This is a genomic window from Roseobacter sp. MED193, assembly GCF_000152965.1.
Lineage (GTDB): Bacteria > Pseudomonadota > Alphaproteobacteria > Rhodobacterales > Rhodobacteraceae > Pseudophaeobacter.
In genome coordinates this window covers 1198255-1215462 of record NZ_CH902583.1, presented here as the reverse complement: position 1 = coordinate 1215462, position 17208 = coordinate 1198255, and the positions used below count along the sequence as shown (strand labels likewise).

Annotated in this window: 16 protein-coding genes; 14 read left to right on the top strand and 2 right to left on the bottom strand. The window is 56.8% G+C overall.

Features of this window, described 5'->3' with window-relative positions; genetic code table 11:
- Both MED193_RS08265 and MED193_RS08260 read right to left on the bottom strand, forming a co-directional pair.
- Nucleotides 1-546: a TadE/TadG family type IV pilus assembly protein gene (locus tag MED193_RS08265; protein WP_009809239.1), complete on the bottom strand. Its 546-nt coding sequence runs from the start codon at nt 544-546 to the stop codon at nt 1-3.
- Nucleotides 543-2174 carry a TadE/TadG family type IV pilus assembly protein gene (locus tag MED193_RS08260; RefSeq protein ID WP_009809238.1) on the bottom strand — a complete coding sequence of 544 codons (1632 nt, stop codon included), beginning with the start codon at nt 2172-2174 and terminating at the stop codon, nt 543-545. Before MED193_RS08260 ends, MED193_RS08265 begins: the two co-directional genes overlap by 4 nt.
- Nucleotides 2175-2518: 344 nt before the next feature.
- On the opposite strand from MED193_RS08260, the gene MED193_RS08255 reads away from it, so the two are divergent.
- The 14 genes from MED193_RS08255 to MED193_RS08190 all read left to right on the top strand — a co-directional run bounded on the left by MED193_RS08255 (nt 2519) and on the right by MED193_RS08190 (nt 17207).
- On the top strand, nt 2519-3949 hold the full coding sequence (locus MED193_RS08255) for a Glu/Leu/Phe/Val dehydrogenase (protein ID WP_009809237.1): 1431 nt from the start codon (nt 2519-2521) through the stop codon (nt 3947-3949).
- A 415-nt stretch (nt 3950-4364) separates the two neighbouring features.
- Nucleotides 4365-5618 carry a sarcosine oxidase subunit beta family protein gene (locus MED193_RS08250; RefSeq protein ID WP_009809235.1) on the top strand — a complete coding sequence of 418 codons (1254 nt, stop codon included), beginning with the start codon at nt 4365-4367 and terminating at the stop codon, nt 5616-5618.
- Nucleotides 5619-5708: 90 nt separating this feature from the next.
- The gene (locus MED193_RS08245) at nt 5709-5978 is read left to right on the top strand and encodes a sarcosine oxidase subunit delta (protein WP_009809234.1); all 270 of its coding nucleotides are present in this window, start codon (nt 5709-5711) and stop codon (nt 5976-5978) included.
- Complete coding sequence (locus tag MED193_RS08240) at nt 5975-8920, top strand: sarcosine oxidase subunit alpha family protein (RefSeq protein ID WP_009809233.1); 2946 nt, start codon at nt 5975-5977, stop codon at nt 8918-8920. The genes MED193_RS08245 and MED193_RS08240 overlap by 4 nt, the downstream gene beginning before the upstream one ends.
- Complete coding sequence (locus MED193_RS08235; RefSeq protein WP_009809232.1) at nt 8913-9461, top strand: sarcosine oxidase subunit gamma; 549 nt, start codon at nt 8913-8915, stop codon at nt 9459-9461. Before MED193_RS08240 ends, MED193_RS08235 begins: the two co-directional genes overlap by 8 nt.
- A 36-nt stretch (nt 9462-9497) precedes the next feature.
- Nucleotides 9498-9836 (top strand): hypothetical protein, encoded by a 339-nt coding sequence (locus MED193_RS08230; protein ID WP_009809231.1) that lies wholly within the window; start codon nt 9498-9500, stop codon nt 9834-9836.
- A gap of 1 nt (nt 9837) precedes the next feature.
- Nucleotides 9838-11868 carry a DNA primase gene (dnaG, locus tag MED193_RS08225; protein ID WP_009809230.1) on the top strand — a complete coding sequence of 677 codons (2031 nt, stop codon included), beginning with the start codon at nt 9838-9840 and terminating at the stop codon, nt 11866-11868.
- A 126-nt stretch (nt 11869-11994) separates the two neighbouring features.
- A complete protein-coding gene (gene rpoD / locus MED193_RS08220) occupies nt 11995-13986 on the top strand; it encodes an RNA polymerase sigma factor RpoD (protein WP_009809229.1) in 1992 nt (663 codons plus the stop codon).
- A gap of 50 nt (nt 13987-14036) precedes the next feature.
- Nucleotides 14037-14624 carry a hypothetical protein gene (locus MED193_RS08215; RefSeq protein ID WP_009809228.1) on the top strand — a complete coding sequence of 196 codons (588 nt, stop codon included), beginning with the start codon at nt 14037-14039 and terminating at the stop codon, nt 14622-14624.
- Nucleotides 14625-14661: 37 nt separating this feature from the next.
- Nucleotides 14662-15120 carry a thiol-disulfide oxidoreductase DCC family protein gene (locus MED193_RS08210; RefSeq protein ID WP_009809227.1) on the top strand — a complete coding sequence of 153 codons (459 nt, stop codon included), beginning with the start codon at nt 14662-14664 and terminating at the stop codon, nt 15118-15120.
- A complete protein-coding gene (locus MED193_RS08205; protein ID WP_009809226.1) occupies nt 15117-15653 on the top strand; it encodes a DUF4166 domain-containing protein in 537 nt (178 codons plus the stop codon). Before MED193_RS08210 ends, MED193_RS08205 begins: the two co-directional genes overlap by 4 nt.
- 103 nt (nt 15654-15756) lie before the next feature.
- Nucleotides 15757-16065, top strand: a complete 309-nt coding sequence (locus MED193_RS08200; protein WP_009809225.1) for a hypothetical protein — start codon at nt 15757-15759, stop codon at nt 16063-16065.
- Between the two features lie 144 nt (nt 16066-16209).
- Nucleotides 16210-16620: a hypothetical protein gene (locus MED193_RS08195; protein ID WP_009809224.1), complete on the top strand. Its 411-nt coding sequence runs from the start codon at nt 16210-16212 to the stop codon at nt 16618-16620.
- A 176-nt stretch (nt 16621-16796) separates the two neighbouring features.
- Nucleotides 16797-17207: a hypothetical protein gene (locus tag MED193_RS08190; protein WP_039966026.1), complete on the top strand. Its 411-nt coding sequence runs from the start codon at nt 16797-16799 to the stop codon at nt 17205-17207.
- The last annotated feature ends 1 nt before the right edge of the window (nt 17208 follow it).

The window sequence follows — 17208 nt, the reverse complement described above, 5'->3', positions numbered from 1 at the left end:
TTACCTCGGTTCCTGCACAAAGGCGGAGGTGGCGACAAGGCTGACCAGCCCTTCAGGGTCGGCAGTGGAAAGACTCTCGCCAAATCCCCAGTCAGAGAAAATGGGCTTAAAGCGCATGCAGGCGCGGATCAGCATCAGGTCGTTGGATTCCCCGTCATTCGAAAAGCCGCGCACCGGCAGGATCTCTTCGGGTTTGCTGATGCAGTCAGGCTGTTCGTTTACCGGCACCCAGGCAAAGGGGTCTAGTTGTATCATCTCAAGCCGCAGCGAAGAGGAGCAATTGTCGATAAAGCCGGAGATCTCGCAGATCTGGTCTCGTACAATATCGTGCTGCGGTGCTGCGCCTGTGGTCAGGCGGATCTCGCGCACCGCAATATCCAGCGCGCGTTCCAGTTGGGATTGGCGCAGGATCAACATGCCCAGCTCGACCGTCGAAAACAGGAACATCAAAAAGAGCGGCATGAGGATGGCAAACTCAACGGTTACAGTCGCATCCGTATCTTTACGAAACCGCCGCAGAGGTCGGAGTGAAGCTGGCAAGATCATTGGGTCAACCTCAGCTGGCGAATTGAGGTCGCGATGGAGGCAAAGGCGTCCTTGATCTCGAGCCCGTCAACGTCGAAGTAATGTGCGTCGCTGCTGGCACAATCACGCAGAACCGCAACCCCGTTGCTGGGGGCTTCAAAACCAATGGTGTAGACTACAATCCCCTTGGCCTTGGCAGCTTCACAAACGCTGCGCGTGCGGGCGTTCTTGGTCGAGTTGCCGTGGCTTGAGTAGATGCCATAGTACCAGTCATCGCGGGCATCGTAAAAGTTCATCCATTCATAAAAGATGTAGCGATAGATGTATTTCAGCGAAGTTCTGGCAAACAGTTCCGCATAGTTCAGTTCTACGGCGGTTCCAGATTGACCGCTGCCGTTGCCATAGGGCTCATTGTACCAGTTGTTATTGTAGTGGAAAAAGTACCTGCCGCCATAGCGCGAGTCGTATGTCGAATATGACTTATAATGAGAGTTGTACCAGACCCCAGAAGGACCATCACGGTGGTCATCATCAACGTAGTACTGTGAGGTGTTTTGTCCGTCGGTCATCAAGACGATGATCTTGATGGTGTCCGAATCTGAGTATTCGGCCGGCCGGTCGCTGAAATCACCGGGCACCGAGGCACCGATGCCGGTCGAGATCGCAGAAATCGCCGGGCGCGCTGAAGGATCCAGCAGTGCCGTGCCCCATTTCATGCCCACATCAATGGATGTGTTGCCGCCGGCTGATAGGTTTTGGATGAAATTCTTGAGCGTGGTTGCATCCTTTTGCAGCGGCAATACTTCACGCGATGCGCGCTCGTCACAGACGGGGCTTCTGACCAGCCGCGGAGAGCTGTAATAGGTTCGCATATCGCGGTTGCTGTAACCCCATGGTGTGAAATGCATCGACCGCTCCAGCGTATCAAGGGTGGAGAGTGATGCGCTGTTATACTCTGCGGCTTCAAAATTGATGCAGTTGGAGTAGGGGTTCTCACCAACGGTGGTATACTGATCAATCAGGTCATCTGGCAGGGAAACCTGGGTGGCATAGGGCACCACCGAAATCGACATCTTGCCGTCGGTGGTATTGGCCACCATCGTGTCGATGAAATCCTTCGCTGCCACCTTGAGGTTGGAGAGGCGGCTGTTGGAATTCATCGAGCCGGATACGTCCAGAACCAAGGATATCTCTAGGCCGTCGATGCTCTCTTCGGCCTTTGAGGTGGCGAAGACCGGCAAGTCGTTGCCGTTAGAAAACCGCAGAAGATGCGCTTCAAATGTGGCGTCAATGGTTGCCTGAACCCGCTTGTAGCCCAGCCCGGACTCGACAATCGGCTCTTGGTAGTACTCTCCCAGGCCAGCCTTGTTGAGGTAGTCCTGTACTACAACGGCGGGGGGCTGGGTTTGGTCCAGATCGGCCGCCGCCAGAACTGCACGGTCCAGGGTATACTGCAAGACCGTCCGGTCCCGCTCCATCCGCATCAGATCGACGCCAATGCCGCCCACCGCCAACATGGCCAAGAAAAAGGCGACTGTTGGATAGGCCATGACGCCGCTGTCGTCGCGGCGAAAGGCGCGCAGACTTTGGGCGCCTCGGCGCAGGGCGTAGAGGGGGAGAGCCGTGGCGGTCTTGGATCTCAGGGTCATGAACAACAGCCTCTTCGGCCCCAACTATTGGGGCATAGGAGTGGAACGGGTTTTCATCTCATTCATATTTGGTTTGGGAAGATGGCGGAAATGGGGCAGCTCCAAGTCCATTTAGTTTCAATTTTCTTAACCTAGTGACCAATCCTCTCCTGAAACGGGGATCGTTTACGAATTCTCAGCAAAGCGTCCCAGGCGTAGATTTTGTCTTGTCGAATCGATCAGGGCGCACGTTTTGAAAAATCTGTGAAAAGGAATGGTCAAAAAGGTCGCACTTTTTAAACTTCCGTGCATAGAGTTGCCGTAACGATAGGAATCAGTCGTTGTAAGAGTACGGAGAACCGCCAATGAGCAGCCCGCAAGAACCAAGCTTCCGCGAGAGCGTTGATCTGATGTTCAATAGGGCTGTTGCCCTGATGGACCTGCCGCCGGGGTTGGAAGAGAAAATCCGCGTTTGCAATGCCACATATACAGTGCGGTTTGGCGTGCGCCTGCGCGGGGAGATGGTGACTTTCACGGGCTATCGTTCGGTGCATTCCGAACATATGGAGCCGGTCAAGGGCGGTATCCGCTATGCCATCAACGTGCACCAGGATGAGGTTGAAGCGCTTGCCGCGCTGATGACTTACAAATGTGCCCTTGTGGAAGCGCCTTTTGGGGGCTCAAAGGGTGGATTGTGCATTGACCCACGCAAATATGAGGAACATGAGCTGGAGCTAATTACGCGCCGGTTTGCCTATGAATTGGCCAAACGCGACCTCATCAATCCCAGCCAGAACGTGCCAGCCCCCGATATGGGCACAGGCGAGCGCGAAATGGCCTGGATCGCGGACCAATACCAGCGCATGAATACCACCGATATCAATGCCAAGGCCTGTGTGACGGGCAAGCCGTTGAATGCCGGTGGTATCGCCGGGCGGGTCGAGGCGACCGGGCGCGGTGTGCAATATGCCCTGCGTGAGTTCTTCCGCCATCCCGAAGACGTGGCCAAGGCTGGTCTGGATGGCAAGCTGAAGGGCAAGCGCGTCATCGTGCAAGGGCTTGGCAATGTGGGCTACCATGCGGCCAAATTCCTCAGCCAAGAAGATGGCTCGCTGATCACCGGTATCATTGAACGCGATGGGGCGCTGTTCCGGGAGGAAGGGCTAGATGTTGAGGCCGTTCGCAATTGGATCGTCAAGCATGGCGGCATTTCGGGCTACCCGGATGCAACCTTGCTGGAGGACGGTGCTGAGCTGCTGGAGAAAGAATGCGATATTCTGATCCCTGCGGCTTTGGAGGGAGTGATCAACCTGACCAATGCCGACCGCGTCAAGGCGCCGCTGATTATTGAGGCCGCCAATGGCCCGGTCACTGCTGGAGCGGATGAGATCCTGCGCGAGAAGGGCACGGTGATCATTCCAGATATGTATGCCAATGCCGGTGGTGTTACGGTTTCTTACTTTGAATGGGTTAAGAATCTGAGCCACATCCGCTTTGGTCGGATGCAGCGCCGTCAGGAAGAGGCGCGTCACCAATTGGTGGTGGATGAGCTGGAAGGCCTGTCGGAAAGCATGGGGAAAACCTGGACCTTGAATGAGGATTTCAAAGAAAAGTACCTGCGCGGCGCCGATGAGCTTGAACTGGTACGGTCGGGCCTCGATGACACCATGCGCATCGCCTACCAGTCCATGCGGGAAGTCTGGCACAGTCGGGATGATGTCACAGATCTGCGTACTGCAGCCTATCTGGTCTCCATCAGCAAGGTGGCCGCAAGCTACCGGGCCAAGGGGCTTTGAGACGCTTCAAAATCTGAGAGGTTTCAAAACATAAGTCAGTTTTCTGATTTCGATGGCGGGTCTTGTGCCCGCCATTTTTCATTCTGTTGTTGCTGCATGGAGGCCTGTTGCGCGACTGGTCTGAGGTATGCGCCAGGGGGCTGCTCAGGGTGCGCATCAATCTCTGCTGGCGTCTGACAAAGACGGCTGAATTGCCTGGGAAAACGCGCCAGTGGCCCTGAAGCGGCAGGGAAGGTCGCTCTTTGATCTAGACATCTCTGTCCAATTCCTGTGCAAAGATCAGCAAGAGCATGCCGGTTGCGGAAAATTCGACCTCTGGGGCTAGGCGATCTGCGGCAAAGCCGCTAGCAATATCAATGGGTTTATCATCTCCCAATTGAGGGTGTTGAGCCAGATGTAAAGCGGGAGGGCTGTGATGCGGTTTTCAGGATGGCGGGTGCTCAAAGAAGGGCTGACCGGCAACAAGGGCTGGGGCCCGCATTGGCGCGATCCAGAGCCCAAGCGCGAATATGATGTGGTGATCATTGGCGGCGGTGGCCATGGGCTGGCAACAGCTTACTATTTGGCCGCTGAACATGGGATGACCAATATTGCGGTTCTGGAAAAGGGTTATCTCGGCGGCGGCAATGTAGGGCGCAATACCACAATCGTGCGGGCCAATTATTATCTGCCAGGCAACTCTGAGTTCTACTCGCATTCGCTGCGCCTCTGGGAAAGCCTGGAGCAGGAGCTGAACTATAATGCAATGATGTCGCAGCGTGGTATCTTGAACCTCTATCACAATGACGGTCAGAGGGATGCGGCGGTGCGCCGGGGCAACTCGATCATCAATCAGGGGGACGATGCGGAGCTGTTGGACCGCGAGGGGGTGCGCAGACTGGCACCCTATCTGAACTTTGACAACAATCGCTTCCCGATCATGGGTGCGCTGCTACAGCGTCGGGCTGGAACGGCACGCCACGATGCGGTGGCCTGGGGCTTTGCCCGTGGCGCAGATATGCGCGGCGTGGATCTGATCCAGAACTGCGAAGTCACCGGAATTGATATTGAAGGCGGTAAGGTCGCGGGGGTGCAAACAGCACGCGGCCCGATCCGTGCCAAAAAGGTGGCGCTTGCCGCCGCTGGACGCAGCGGGCAAGTGGCGGCTATGGCGGGTTTGACCCTTCCGATCGAAAGCCATGTACTGCAGGCCTTTGTCTCTGAAGGGGTAAAGCCTCTGATTGATCAGGTGATCACCTTTGCCGAGGGGCATCTGTATATCAGCCAATCCGACAAGGGCGGCCTCGTCTTTGGCAGTTACTTGGATTTTTACAGCTCTTATGCGGCGCGGGGTAATTTGCCGATGGTGGAACATACCATGGAGACCTGCGTGGCCATGGTGCCCGCGGTCAGCAAGGCGCGGCTGTTGCGCAGTTGGGGCGGGATCATGGATATGACGCCGGATGGATCGCCCATTATCGATCACGCGCCTATCGAAGGCCTCTATCTCAATTGCGGCTGGTGCTATGGAGGTTTCAAGGCGACGCCAGGATCGGGCAATGCCTATGCGCATCTGATCGCAACGGATCGACCGCATGGGGCGGCCACCAGGTTCAAGCTGGATCGGTTCCGCACGGGCTATGGGTTGATGGATGAGGAGGGGACCGGTGCGCAACACAATCTGCATTGATCACGTCATGGGTTTGGCAGGAGGCGCTGCCCCCTCGGCCTTGCGGCCTCACCCCCGGAATATTTTAGGAAAGATGAAGGAGCGCCGGTCATGAGGATCACCTGTCCGCTCTGCGGTGAGAGGGACCGCCGCGAGTTCAATGTCAAAGGCGCGGCATTGGACCGCCCGGGTGAAGGTGCTGACCAGGACGCCTGGCATAGCTATGTGAACCTGCGTCAGAACCCGGCCGGGGTGTTGGCGGAACTATGGTATCACGAGATGGGCTGTGGCAGCTGGCTGACGGTAACGCGCAATACGGTGACCCATGAGGTTTTGAAGGTTGAGCTGGCCTCGGAAACGACGCTGGGAGGTGCGGCATGAGGATCTCAGGTCGCGGGCGCCTCGCGGGGGCAAAAACCGTCAACTTCAGCTTTAATGGGCGGCATCTGATGGGGGTAGAAGGGGATACGCTCGCCTCAGCCCTTTTGGCCAATGATATTCATCTTGTGGGGCGGTCGTTCAAGTATCACCGGCCCCGGGGGATTCTAACCGCTGGCAGCGAAGAGCCCAATGCGCTTGTTACTCTGGGGCAGGGCGGGCAGCAGGATCCCAATATACGCGCCACCACGCAGGAGCTTTATGAGGGGCTTGAGGCGCGCAGTCAGAACTGTTGGCCTTCGGTGGAGCATGACATTCTGGCGGTCAACAATCTGGCGGCACCCTTCTTTGGGGCCGGGTTCTATTATAAGACCTTCATGTGGCCTGCGGCCTTCTGGGAAAAGCTATATGAGCCGATGATCCGCCGAGCGGCGGGACTTGGTGCGCTGTCTGGAAAAGCGGATGCGGATTGCTATGAAAAAGCTTTTGCATTTTGCGACCTTCTGGTCGTGGGCTCTGGTCCGGCAGGATTGATGGCGGCTCTGACAGCGGGGCGCGCCGGGGCAGATGTTTTGCTGCTGGAGGAGGACAGCCAGCTGGGTGGGCGGCTTTTGGTTGAGCAGGAAGAGATTGATGGCAAGCCAGCTGCTCTCTGGCTCCAGACGGCTTTGGCGGAGTTGCAGGCCCTCGATAACGTCCGGCTTATGACGCGAACTGCGGTGACGGGCGCTTATGATCAAGGCACCTATGGGGCTTTGGAGCGGGTGGGTCACCATGAGATGCGGCGGTATTCCTTAAAGGGGAGCCATCGCCCGCGTGAGTGTTTCTGGCGCATCGCGGCCAAGCACTGCATTTTGGCCGCAGGTGCGATAGAGCGCCCAGTGGCCTTTCGCAATAATGACCGGCCAGGGGTGATGATGGCCAGTGCGGTGCGCGCCTACCTAAACCGGTGGGGGGTCGCGCCGGGCGAGCGGGTGACGCTTTTTGCCAATAATGATGATGCCCATCGCACGGCGCGTGATTTGGTCCAGGCCGGGGTGCATCTGGCTGCGGTGGTCGATAGCCGCCATGATGCGCCAGACAGTGATCTCTACACAGTAATGAGAGGTGCACAGGTCTGCGATACCAGCGGTGGTAAGCGGCTTGAGAGCATCACGGTGCGCTCGGTGAGGGGGGAAGAGAAAATCCAGACGGATTGTCTGGCAATGTCGGGGGGGTGGAACCCTTCGGTGCATTTGACTTGCCACTTGAACGCGCGCCCCGTCTGGCGGCGTGAGGTGCTGGCCTTTGTGCCAGCAGCAGGTGCGGTGCCGGGTATGCAGGCTGTTGGGGCCTGCAATGGGACCTTTTCGACCCAAGGCGCGTTGAACGAGGGCGCCATGGCTGCGGATGTGGTGCTTGATGCGTTGGGTCTGCAGCGGGCAGAAGCTGCGGTTCCCGTGGCCCAGGATGCTCCCTATCAAATCGCGCCGCTTTGGGCGGTTCCGGGCAAGGGGCGCGCCTGGCTTGATTTTCAGAATGATGTGACTGTTAAAGATGTCACCCAGGCGGCCACAGAGAATTTCAGCTCAGTCGAGCATATGAAGCGCTATACCACCCAGGGCATGGCGACGGACCAAGGCAAAAATTCTAACGTGGCGGCCTTGGCGGTATTGGCCGATGTTACCGGGCGCTCTATTCCAGAAACCGGGACCACCACTTTCCGGCCACCTTTTGTGCCGGTGTCGATTGGGGCCATGGGGGCGGGCGCTGTTGATCACGGGTTTAAACCGCAGCGCTTTCTTACCTCGCATGGGGCCTCCGAGGAGCGCGGGGCCAGCCAGCTGGAGGTTGGGCTCTGGTACCGCGCCGCCTATTTCCCCAAACCTGGGGAAACCAACTGGCGCCAATCCTGCGACCGCGAGGTCATGTGGGTGCGACGGGCCGTTGGGGTCTGCGATGTCTCTACGCTAGGCAAAATCGACATTCAGGGCCCGGATGCGGCCAAGCTGCTGGACTTTGTCTATACCAATACCTTTAGCACCCTGAAGCAGGGCCGCGTGCGCTATGGGCTGATGTTGCGCGAGGATGGCTTTGTCATGGATGATGGCACCTGCGCGCGGCTCGGCGAGAGCCACTATGTGCTGACGACCACAACAGCGGCGGCAGGAGAGGTGATGGCGCATCTGGAGTTTGTAGCCCAGGTGCTGCGCCCTGAATGGGATGTGCGCTTTACCTCCGTGACAGAACACTGGGCGCAATTTGCGATTGCAGGACCTCAGTCGCGCGCGCTGTTGAATGGCCTGCTGGATGCTCCAATTGACAGTGAAAACTGGCCCTTTATGGCCTGCGGCGAAGTCTCGGTTATGGGGGTCAAAGGTCGACTGTTCCGGATCTCTTTCTCGGGTGAAGAAGCCTATGAGTTGGCTCTACCAGCCGATTATGGCGATAGTTTATTCCGAACCCTGCTGTCTCGTGCCGAAGCTATGGGCGGCGGAGCCTACGGAATGGAAGCGCTGAATGTCTTGCGGATCGAGAAGGGCTTTATCACCCATGCCGAAATCAATGGCACAGTGACGGCGCATGATTTGGGGCTGGCGAGGATGTTGCCGAAGAAAAAAGACTTCATCGGCAAGGCCATGGCTCATCGACCTGGTTTAATGGATGCGGACCGTATGCAAATGATCGGGTTGAAGCCCATTGGGGCAGTCAAAGAACTGAGTGCCGGCGCGCATCTCTTCTCGCCAGAAGATCCGGTCGAGCGGGTGCATGACCAGGGCTATGTGACATCTGTTGGTTTCTCGCCGGAGCTGGGGCATATGATTGCTTTGGGCTTCTTGAAGCGGGGATCGAAACGGATCGGAGATGAGATCCGCCTGGTGGACCATATGCGCGGCATTGATACGCTGTGCGAGGTGGTGGAGCCGGTGTTTTATGATCCAGAGGGGGAGCGGACTCGTGGCTGATTTAGGTGTCAAAACTGCTTGGGACGGCCTTGAGGCACTCAAGATTGGGGCGGTGACTTTGGCGGAGAGTGCGCCTCAGTCACTGACGACGCTGGCGCCCTTTCGTGGACAGGAAGCGGCCTTGAGTAAGGCTATGACGGTGGCCCATGGGCTGGCATTTCCTCCGGTTCAGGGGTCAACAACGGGCAAAAAGAGCGCACGCTCCATCTGGTTTGGTCGTGATATGGCGCTACTGATTGGCCCAGATCCTGATGCCAGCTTGGCGAAATATGCCGCCCTGACCGACCAAAGCGCGGGCTGGGCGGTCGTGGAGTTGGCAGGCCTGGGGGCCGAAGATGTACTGGCCCGGCTTTGTCCTGTGGATCTGCGACTGGCGCAATTTGACATTGGGGCCTCTTTGCGCACTGAGCTCAAACATATGATGGCTTCGATCTGTCGGCTGGATAAAGATCGCTTTCAGATCATGGTGTTCCGATCAATGGCCCGGACATTGTATCATGATCTCAAAACAGCGATGGAAGCTCAGGCGGCGCGGAGGTAATCTGCCCGGATCATCAACTGATTCCGGGAGCGATCCATGATCCGCATCACCCTTGCCACCGTTCTTTTGGCGTCACCTGCCTATGCCGCTGATAACAAAGAAGACAGCTGCAAATACCAGGGCCAGGTTATGGCCGCCGTTCAGGCGGCCCGACTGGATCGCGTCAGTAAGGCAGATGTGGAACAGTCCATTTTGGACAGCGCGCCCGAGTGGCCTGAGCAGTATTCCAAAGCCATTCCACAGCTGGCTGAACACATCTATGCCATGAAGCGTCGAGATCTAAAGGCGACTGAGTTCGGTCCCCTGCTGGAGCAGCAGTGCCTGGAAAACTGGGATCAGATCCAAGAAATGAAACGACAGCTGAAATCAAACTGATATGTCTTTGACGCCTGGGTTCATGGATGAATTGCGTAGCCGGATCAGTATTTCTGATGTTGTCGGGCGCAAAGTCATGTGGGACCAGCGTAAATCCAATGTGGGCAAGGGTGACCTCTGGGCACCTTGCCCCTTCCACCATGAGAAAAGCGCCTCTTTTCACGTGGATGACCGCAAGGGCTACTACTATTGCTTTGGCTGCCAGGCCAAGGGCGACGCCTTGAAGTTTGTCCAGGAGACCGAAAATGTCGGCTTTATGGAGGCGGTGGAGATCCTCGCACGGGAGGCGGGGATGGAGATGCCAGCCCGCGATCCCAAGGCGCAGCAGAAACAGGACCGTCGCACGCAGCTGATCGAAGTGATGGAACAGGCGGTGCAGTTCTTCCGCCTGCAATTGAAGACCAACAACGCGTCCATGGCGCGCAGCTATTTGCAGAAGCGTGGCCTGACCCCACCGGCGTTGGAGCGTTGGGAAATTGGCCTTGCGCCCGATGGCTGGCAGAACCTCTGGGACCATTTGCGTGGCAAGAATGTCCCTGAAGAGTTGATCATGGCGGCGGGGCTGGCCAAGCCTTCAACCAAGGGCGGTCGCGCCTATGATACCTTCCGCAACCGGATCATGTTCCCAATCCGCGACGCCCGTGGTCGCGCCATTGCCTTTGGCGGTCGGGCTATGGATCCCAATGACAATGCCAAATACCTGAACTCACCTGAGACCGAGCTCTTCGACAAAGGCCGCAGCCTTTACAACCACGCGCCTGCGCGCGCGGCAGCAGGGCGTGGAACGCCGCTGATCGTGGCCGAAGGCTATATGGATGTGATCGCTCTGTCTGAAGGGGGCTTTCCCTCTTCGGTGGCGCCCCTGGGTACGGCGGTGACGGAGACCCAGTTGCAACTGATGTGGCGTATGGCAGATGAGCCAATTATCGCGCTGGATGGCGACACCGCCGGGCTGCGGGCTGCCATGCGGGTGATTGATCTGGCCCTGCCGCTGCTGCAGGCAGGAAAATCTCTGCGTTTTGCCATCATGCCGGATGGGCAGGATCCGGATGATCTGATCAAGTCCAAGGGGCCAGAGGCGGTGCAGGCGGTACTGGATCAGGCTATGCCAATGGTTAAACTGCTGTGGCAGCGTGAAACAGAAGGCAAGGTCTTTGACAGCCCCGAACGCAAGGCGGCTTTGGACAAAGCGCTACGGGAAAAGATCAAACTCATCCGCGATCCCTCTATCCGCAAGCACTACGGCGAGGACATCAAGGACCTGCGCTGGGAGTTGTTTCGCGGCAGCCGACCCGAAGGTCGGGATCGCGACTTTGACACTGGCGGCTCTGGCGAAGGGTGGAAAGGTGGCAATTCTTGGAAGCAAGGCCGCAAAAGCGGCTTTGGCGATGGTGGCCGCAAACCCTGGAAGGGGCAAAACATTTCGCCCGCCCCCCTGGCCAGTACCCGCAGTTCGTTGGTCGCCGCTGCGGACGATGCTGAGATCGCCCGGACACGCGAAGCTGTTGTGCTGGCCGTGGCCATTTCCACCCCTGATATGATTGCGGAGTTCGAGGGAAATCTCGAAAGGATGCAGTGCGCTGATGCGGAATTGGGCAGGTTGCGGGATCAAGTGTTGCGATTTGGCATCGATACACCGTCGGATCTGAAAACCCGCCTTCGTGAAAATCTCGGAGCTCAGGCTCTTGAAAACCTCATGGCGCTTCGCCATGTGGCTATCATCCCCTGCCTGCGCAGACCCAGTGATACCGAAGCGGCCCGACAGACCCTGGCCGAAGAATTTGCCAAACTGGAAGCAATGCAGGGCTTGGATGCAGAGTTGGCTGAGGCCGAAGAAGACCTGATAGGGTTGGCCGATGAGGCCCTGACCTGGCGTTTGAAACAGGCGGCAGAAGCCCGAAATCGCGCTGTGCGCAGTGAGAATGAGGATAAAGCCAACTTTGATGTGGGTGAGAATGGAGCGCGGCTCGATCGCGAGGAGCTCGACGCTTTTGGCGCCCTTTTGGACAGGATTGGCTTCTCTCAAAAGTGATTCGTGTGGCACATGAGTCGTTTTGCTAAGGAAGAGCCAAAGAAAATTCGCTAAACCGGGTGACGAATCACAAGATCGCGCTAATGATTCGGCATCCGAATCGCCCAGCCTCTTAGGGAGCATTGAATGGCCGCCAAAGATAACGACGACCGTAAACCTGACGATCAGGACGCTGAAATTTCTCTGGACATGAGCCAGGCCGCGGTCAAGAAAATGATCGCCGAAGCCCGTGAAAAGGGCTACATCACCTATGATCAGCTCAACCAAGTGCTGCCACCTGATCAGGTCAGCTCGGAGCAGATCGAAGATGTGATGTCGATGCTGTCAGAGATGGGCATCAATATTATCGAAGACGAGGAAGTCGAAGAGGAAGAGCAAAAGGGCTCTACCGAACTGGTTTCTGCCGATAGCCCGCGTGAGGTCGCCGTTGCAGGCGCTGCTTCTGAGAAGCTGGATCGGACCGATGATCCGGTACGCATGTACCTGCGCGAGATGGGCACGGTTGAGCTGCTGAGCCGTGAGGGCGAGATCGCCATCGCCAAGCGGATCGAAGCTGGCCGCAACACCATGATTGCCGGGCTTTGCGAAAGCCCCCTGACCTTTCAGGCGATCACCATCTGGCATGACGAACTTTTGTCTGAGGACATTTTGCTGCGCGACGTGATCGACCTGGAGGCCACCTTTGGCAACCAGCTGGACGAAGACGGCGAAGCGGAAGATCCTGTGGTCCCGGTGGTTCCAGGCGCCGCTCCGGCTGCTCCGGCTGCCAAGGAACAGACCCAAGAGCTGGACGCGGACGGCAACCCCATTGCCTCGGATGATGACGACGACGAGGACGAACAGGCCAATATGTCGCTTGCAGCGATGGAAGCGGCCCTGAAGGATCGTGTCCTGACCACGCTGGAGCGGATCTCGACCGACTTCTCCCAGCTCTCTGAGATGCAGGATAGCCGGATTTCCGCTACGCTGAACGAGGATGGTTCTTTCAGCAAAAAGGATGAGGCCACCTATCAGTCTCTGCGGTCTGAAATTGTTGAGCTGGTGAATGGTTTGCACCTGCATAACAACCGTATCGACGCGCTGATTGACCAGCTCTATGGCATCAACCGCCGTGTGATGCAGATCGACAGCTCAATGGTGAAACTGGCTGACCAGGCTCGCATCAACCGTCGTGAATTTGTCGAGGCCTACCGGGGACGTGAGCTTGACCCCAACTGGCTGTCCGACATGGGCGAAAAGCCCGGCCGGGGCTGGCAGATGTTCATTGAGCGCTCAACCGACAAAGTAGAAGAGCTGCGCGCCGATATGGCCCAGGTCGGTCAATATGTGGGTCTGGATATCTCTGAATTCCGCCGCATTGTGCAGCAGGTGCAAAAGGGCGAGAAAGAAGCCCGTCAGGCGAAAAAGGAAATGGTCGAGGCCAACCTGCGTCTGGTGATCTCGATTGCCAAGAAATACACCAATCGCGGTCTGCAGTTCCTGGATCTCATTCAGGAAGGCAATATCGGCCTGATGAAGGCGGTAGACAAGTTCGAATACCGCCGGGGCTATAAATTCTCGACCTATGCGACCTGGTGGATCCGTCAGGCCATCACCCGCTCGATCGCAGATCAGGCGCGCACCATCCGGATTCCTGTCCATATGATCGAGACCATCAACAAGCTGGTCCGCACCGGTCGCCAGATGCTGCATGAGATTGGCCGCGAGCCCACGCCGGAAGAACTGGCTGAAAAGCTGCAGATGCCGCTGGAGAAGGTCCGCAAGGTGATGAAGATCGCCAAGGAGCCGATCTCCCTTGAGACGCCAATTGGCGATGAGGAAGACAGCCAGCTGGGCGATTTCATTGAGGACAAGAATGCCGTGCTGCCGCTGGACAGCGCCATTCAGGAAAACCTCAAGGAAACCACCACACGGGTTCTCGCCTCGCTTACCCCGCGTGAAGAACGGGTTTTGCGGATGCGTTTTGGTATCGGCATGAACACCGACCACACGCTGGAAGAAGTCGGCCAGCAGTTCTCGGTTACACGGGAACGGATCCGCCAGATCGAGGCAAAGGCGCTCAGGAAACTGAAGCACCCCAGCCGCAGCCGCAAGCTGCGCAGCTTCCTGGATCAGTGAGCGGGCGCAACAGGCTTCGCGACAACTTTGAGCGAAACAAGAGGGATGCCATGAAAAGGGCATCCCAAACTCAAAGGATTGTTCAGAATTTTCTTCGGATTCGAAATTGGTTTTTGGGTGCTATAGTTGCGGTTATTGGCTTTGTTCTTCTAATTCCCGACAAAATATCTAACTTTGTGGAGGACGCGCTCCGTCTCAAAGAGGTTTGCATTGAGTTTTACATTTCCAATTGGGTGAAGCCGCAACGATGGGAAGCACTATATTCTTCCTATCCTGAGGGCTATGTGAATTTGAAAGAGATGAACCTTCTGAAAGAACCGAGTGTATTCCTTTCTTTGCACTATGAACCAGAATATATGAAATTTGACGGAGAGCTGATTTCATTGGGTTTCTGCGAAATAGGTTTGCCATACAAAAACATTCTTATTCGTGGTTACCCAAGTTTGTGGTTCAGAAATCAAATGAAACTTGTAGCCTATGACGTCATTGAAGGTGAAACTGTTGAGTTTGGAACAATCTCTGCCGTACTTGAGACGCCAGTAATTGAACTTGAAGGTTGGATTTTTCACCCAAGAGTCCGGCTTGCAATTGATAGCTTCCAAGACCGAGATCAATTGGGGACTCTTTGTGTAAACTGATGGGTTGAACGAGAAGATGCTTGGTAGGAACTCATTTGTGGAAAGCAGGCCGCAAACGCAAGATTCTGAGATCAATAACCTCATCGTCTTTGACGGCGAATGTGTGCTGTGTTCGCATTTCTTCCAGTTCATGCTGCGCCATGACACGGAACAACGCTTTTCCTTTGCCACAGCGCAGTCCGCCCTGGGGCAGCGGCTTTTCAGGGAGCGGGGGCTGCCCACTGATGACTTTAAGACCCTCCTCGTCTTTGTCGAAGGGCGCTGCTTTCAACGGATGGATGCCATCGCCGCCGCCATGCGGGCGCTGCCGGGGCTTTGGCCGGTTCTGGGGTTGTGCCGGTTTTTACCTGGCTTTCTGAAGGACCCGATGTATCACGCGCTTGCCCGCAATCGGTACCGTCTCTTTGGTCGCACAGAGACCTGCCTGGTGCCAGGTTCCGACATCCGAGCACGGTTTTTGGATTGGAAGCCCAAGCAGGATAAGACTGCCCCATGAGCGATGCCTTTGGTCAGATAATTGCCGATAAGGGTCTTAACGTGCCCGCCGTGGTGTCGCGGTTTCACTCTGCCTCATCCGGACGCTACCACGGTCGGGCCAGGGTTGAGGGCGGAAATTTTGCGGCCCGGTTCCTGACCCGGTTGGCCGGGTTTCCGGCCCCTGGTGAGGAGGTCGAGTTTCAGATCACAACCCAACCGCAGGGGAGCGGGCAGCTCTGGTCTCGTCAGTTTGGGCGCAGTTCGACTACCTCGCATCTCAGTTATGACAGGGTAAGGGGCTGCGCGGTTGAACGCTTTGGTCCTCTTCAGATCCAATTGGGCGTGCGGATGCAGGGGGCGGTCTTGGCCGTCGATGTCTTGCGCGTAAGCTTGTTGGGCGTGCCTTTGCCAAAGTGGTTAACGCCGAAATCGGCGTCACGCGAGTTTGAAACCCCTAGTGGCGCCTTTGGCTTTGATATCTCTGCGACGCTGCCCGCGATTGGCCTGCTGATCCGCTACCAGGGTGTATTTGAGGTTCCTCCCGCGCGTTAACCATTGCTTAACACCATGGCTTGCAGCGTGGCGCTGCCCCCCTGTAGACTAGTGCTATCTCTCTCGCTGCCTAATCATAAGCACAATGCTAATTGGGGGACCGATGTCTGCAAATCAAAACCTGACCACGGCCTTGGCCGAGCTGCAAGATCAACTCGAAGCGCTGAAATCCCTATCGGATGCCAATGAATTCATGGTCACTGCTCTGAAAGAGCAGGGCGATGCCCTTAAGGCTATGGAGGCAGAGCCGGCGCGCGAGATGCTGCGGCAACAAGCCCGCGCACAGTTCAGCCCCGATCAAGGGATCACGCCTGATGAGGCTGTTTTGAATATATTAGAGAAAAGCCTCGGCAAAGGTCTTGGCGCAGAGATCATCCCCTTCCCCGGTGCATCTGTGGGCAAGGCGGACTAGGGTGTCGTAGATGGTAGCAGGCCGTCCAGCACCTTGAGCCTGTGCCAAATCTTTACTTGTCATCCTGTCATGGTTTTCAGAGCTTTCCCCTTGGAACCCCGCAGTGCCTCCCCTATCTAGGGCAAAACCCTGGGAGCGCATCTGATGAAAAAAACACTTCTCGCTTTTGGCTTGGCTGCAACGCTTTTGGGGCCTGTGGCGGCCGAGGCCTTCACAACCCCAAACGGCGCAAAGGTCAATTCGATTGACGATTTGATCTTTGAGGTCATCCCCAAAACTTCGGGATCATATGATGAATTCTGGTGTGGCGCTGCGGAGTATGCCCGTCGTGTCAAGGGCGCAGGATGGCGGGACCTCATCTATGTCGTGCGGGGACGCGGGACGAGTGTGACAACCGGACGTCGTTCTGCTGTGCAGTTCACGCTGTCGCCAGAGGAGGTCGGTGTGGCCCCTCCGCCGCAGGGGTGGTTGGCTTTGGGTGTCAAGCCCGGAGACAGAATGTCAGTGCAGCAGGCGCGCAGATATTGTGATCGTTCCCCTGTTCGCTCTAATTGATGTGTATGGCTGGGGCAAAACCATCCGGCTGGCTTCTTCCCAGTACACAGTTGCGTGTCGCACATTGACGTGATTGGCCTTGGAGCTGCGCGTGCACCTATCCTACGGTTAAGCCTACATGCGGCGTGTTCTGTTGTGGGCCTCTGAATATCCGATATGAAATGGGTAGGTCCGATATGAAAAATCTCTCTCTCGCAACAATTGCCGCTTGTTTATTGGGGCTGACTGTCTCCGATGCCAGTGCATTTACCTCTCGCGACGGAAGTCGGGTGAACCCCGTCTCCGATGCGGTGTTTGAAGTGATCCCCAAGACGGGCGGTTCAGGGCGCAACTATTGGTGTGCGGCAGGCGACTATGCCCAACGGGCGTTAAAGGCACGCTGGGAGGCACGGCTCTATATCGCGCGATCTCGTGGTACGAGTGAAACAACAAACCGACGCTCTGCGGTTCAGTTTACCCTGCAATCCATCCCGACGGCTTCATCTGAACAAGCGCGTAACGCAGCTGTGAATACTTTGACGCGCGGGGATACTATGCGGGTGCGCGATGCCTTTAATCTCTGCCAACAGCTGCCTGTTGGCTTCTGAT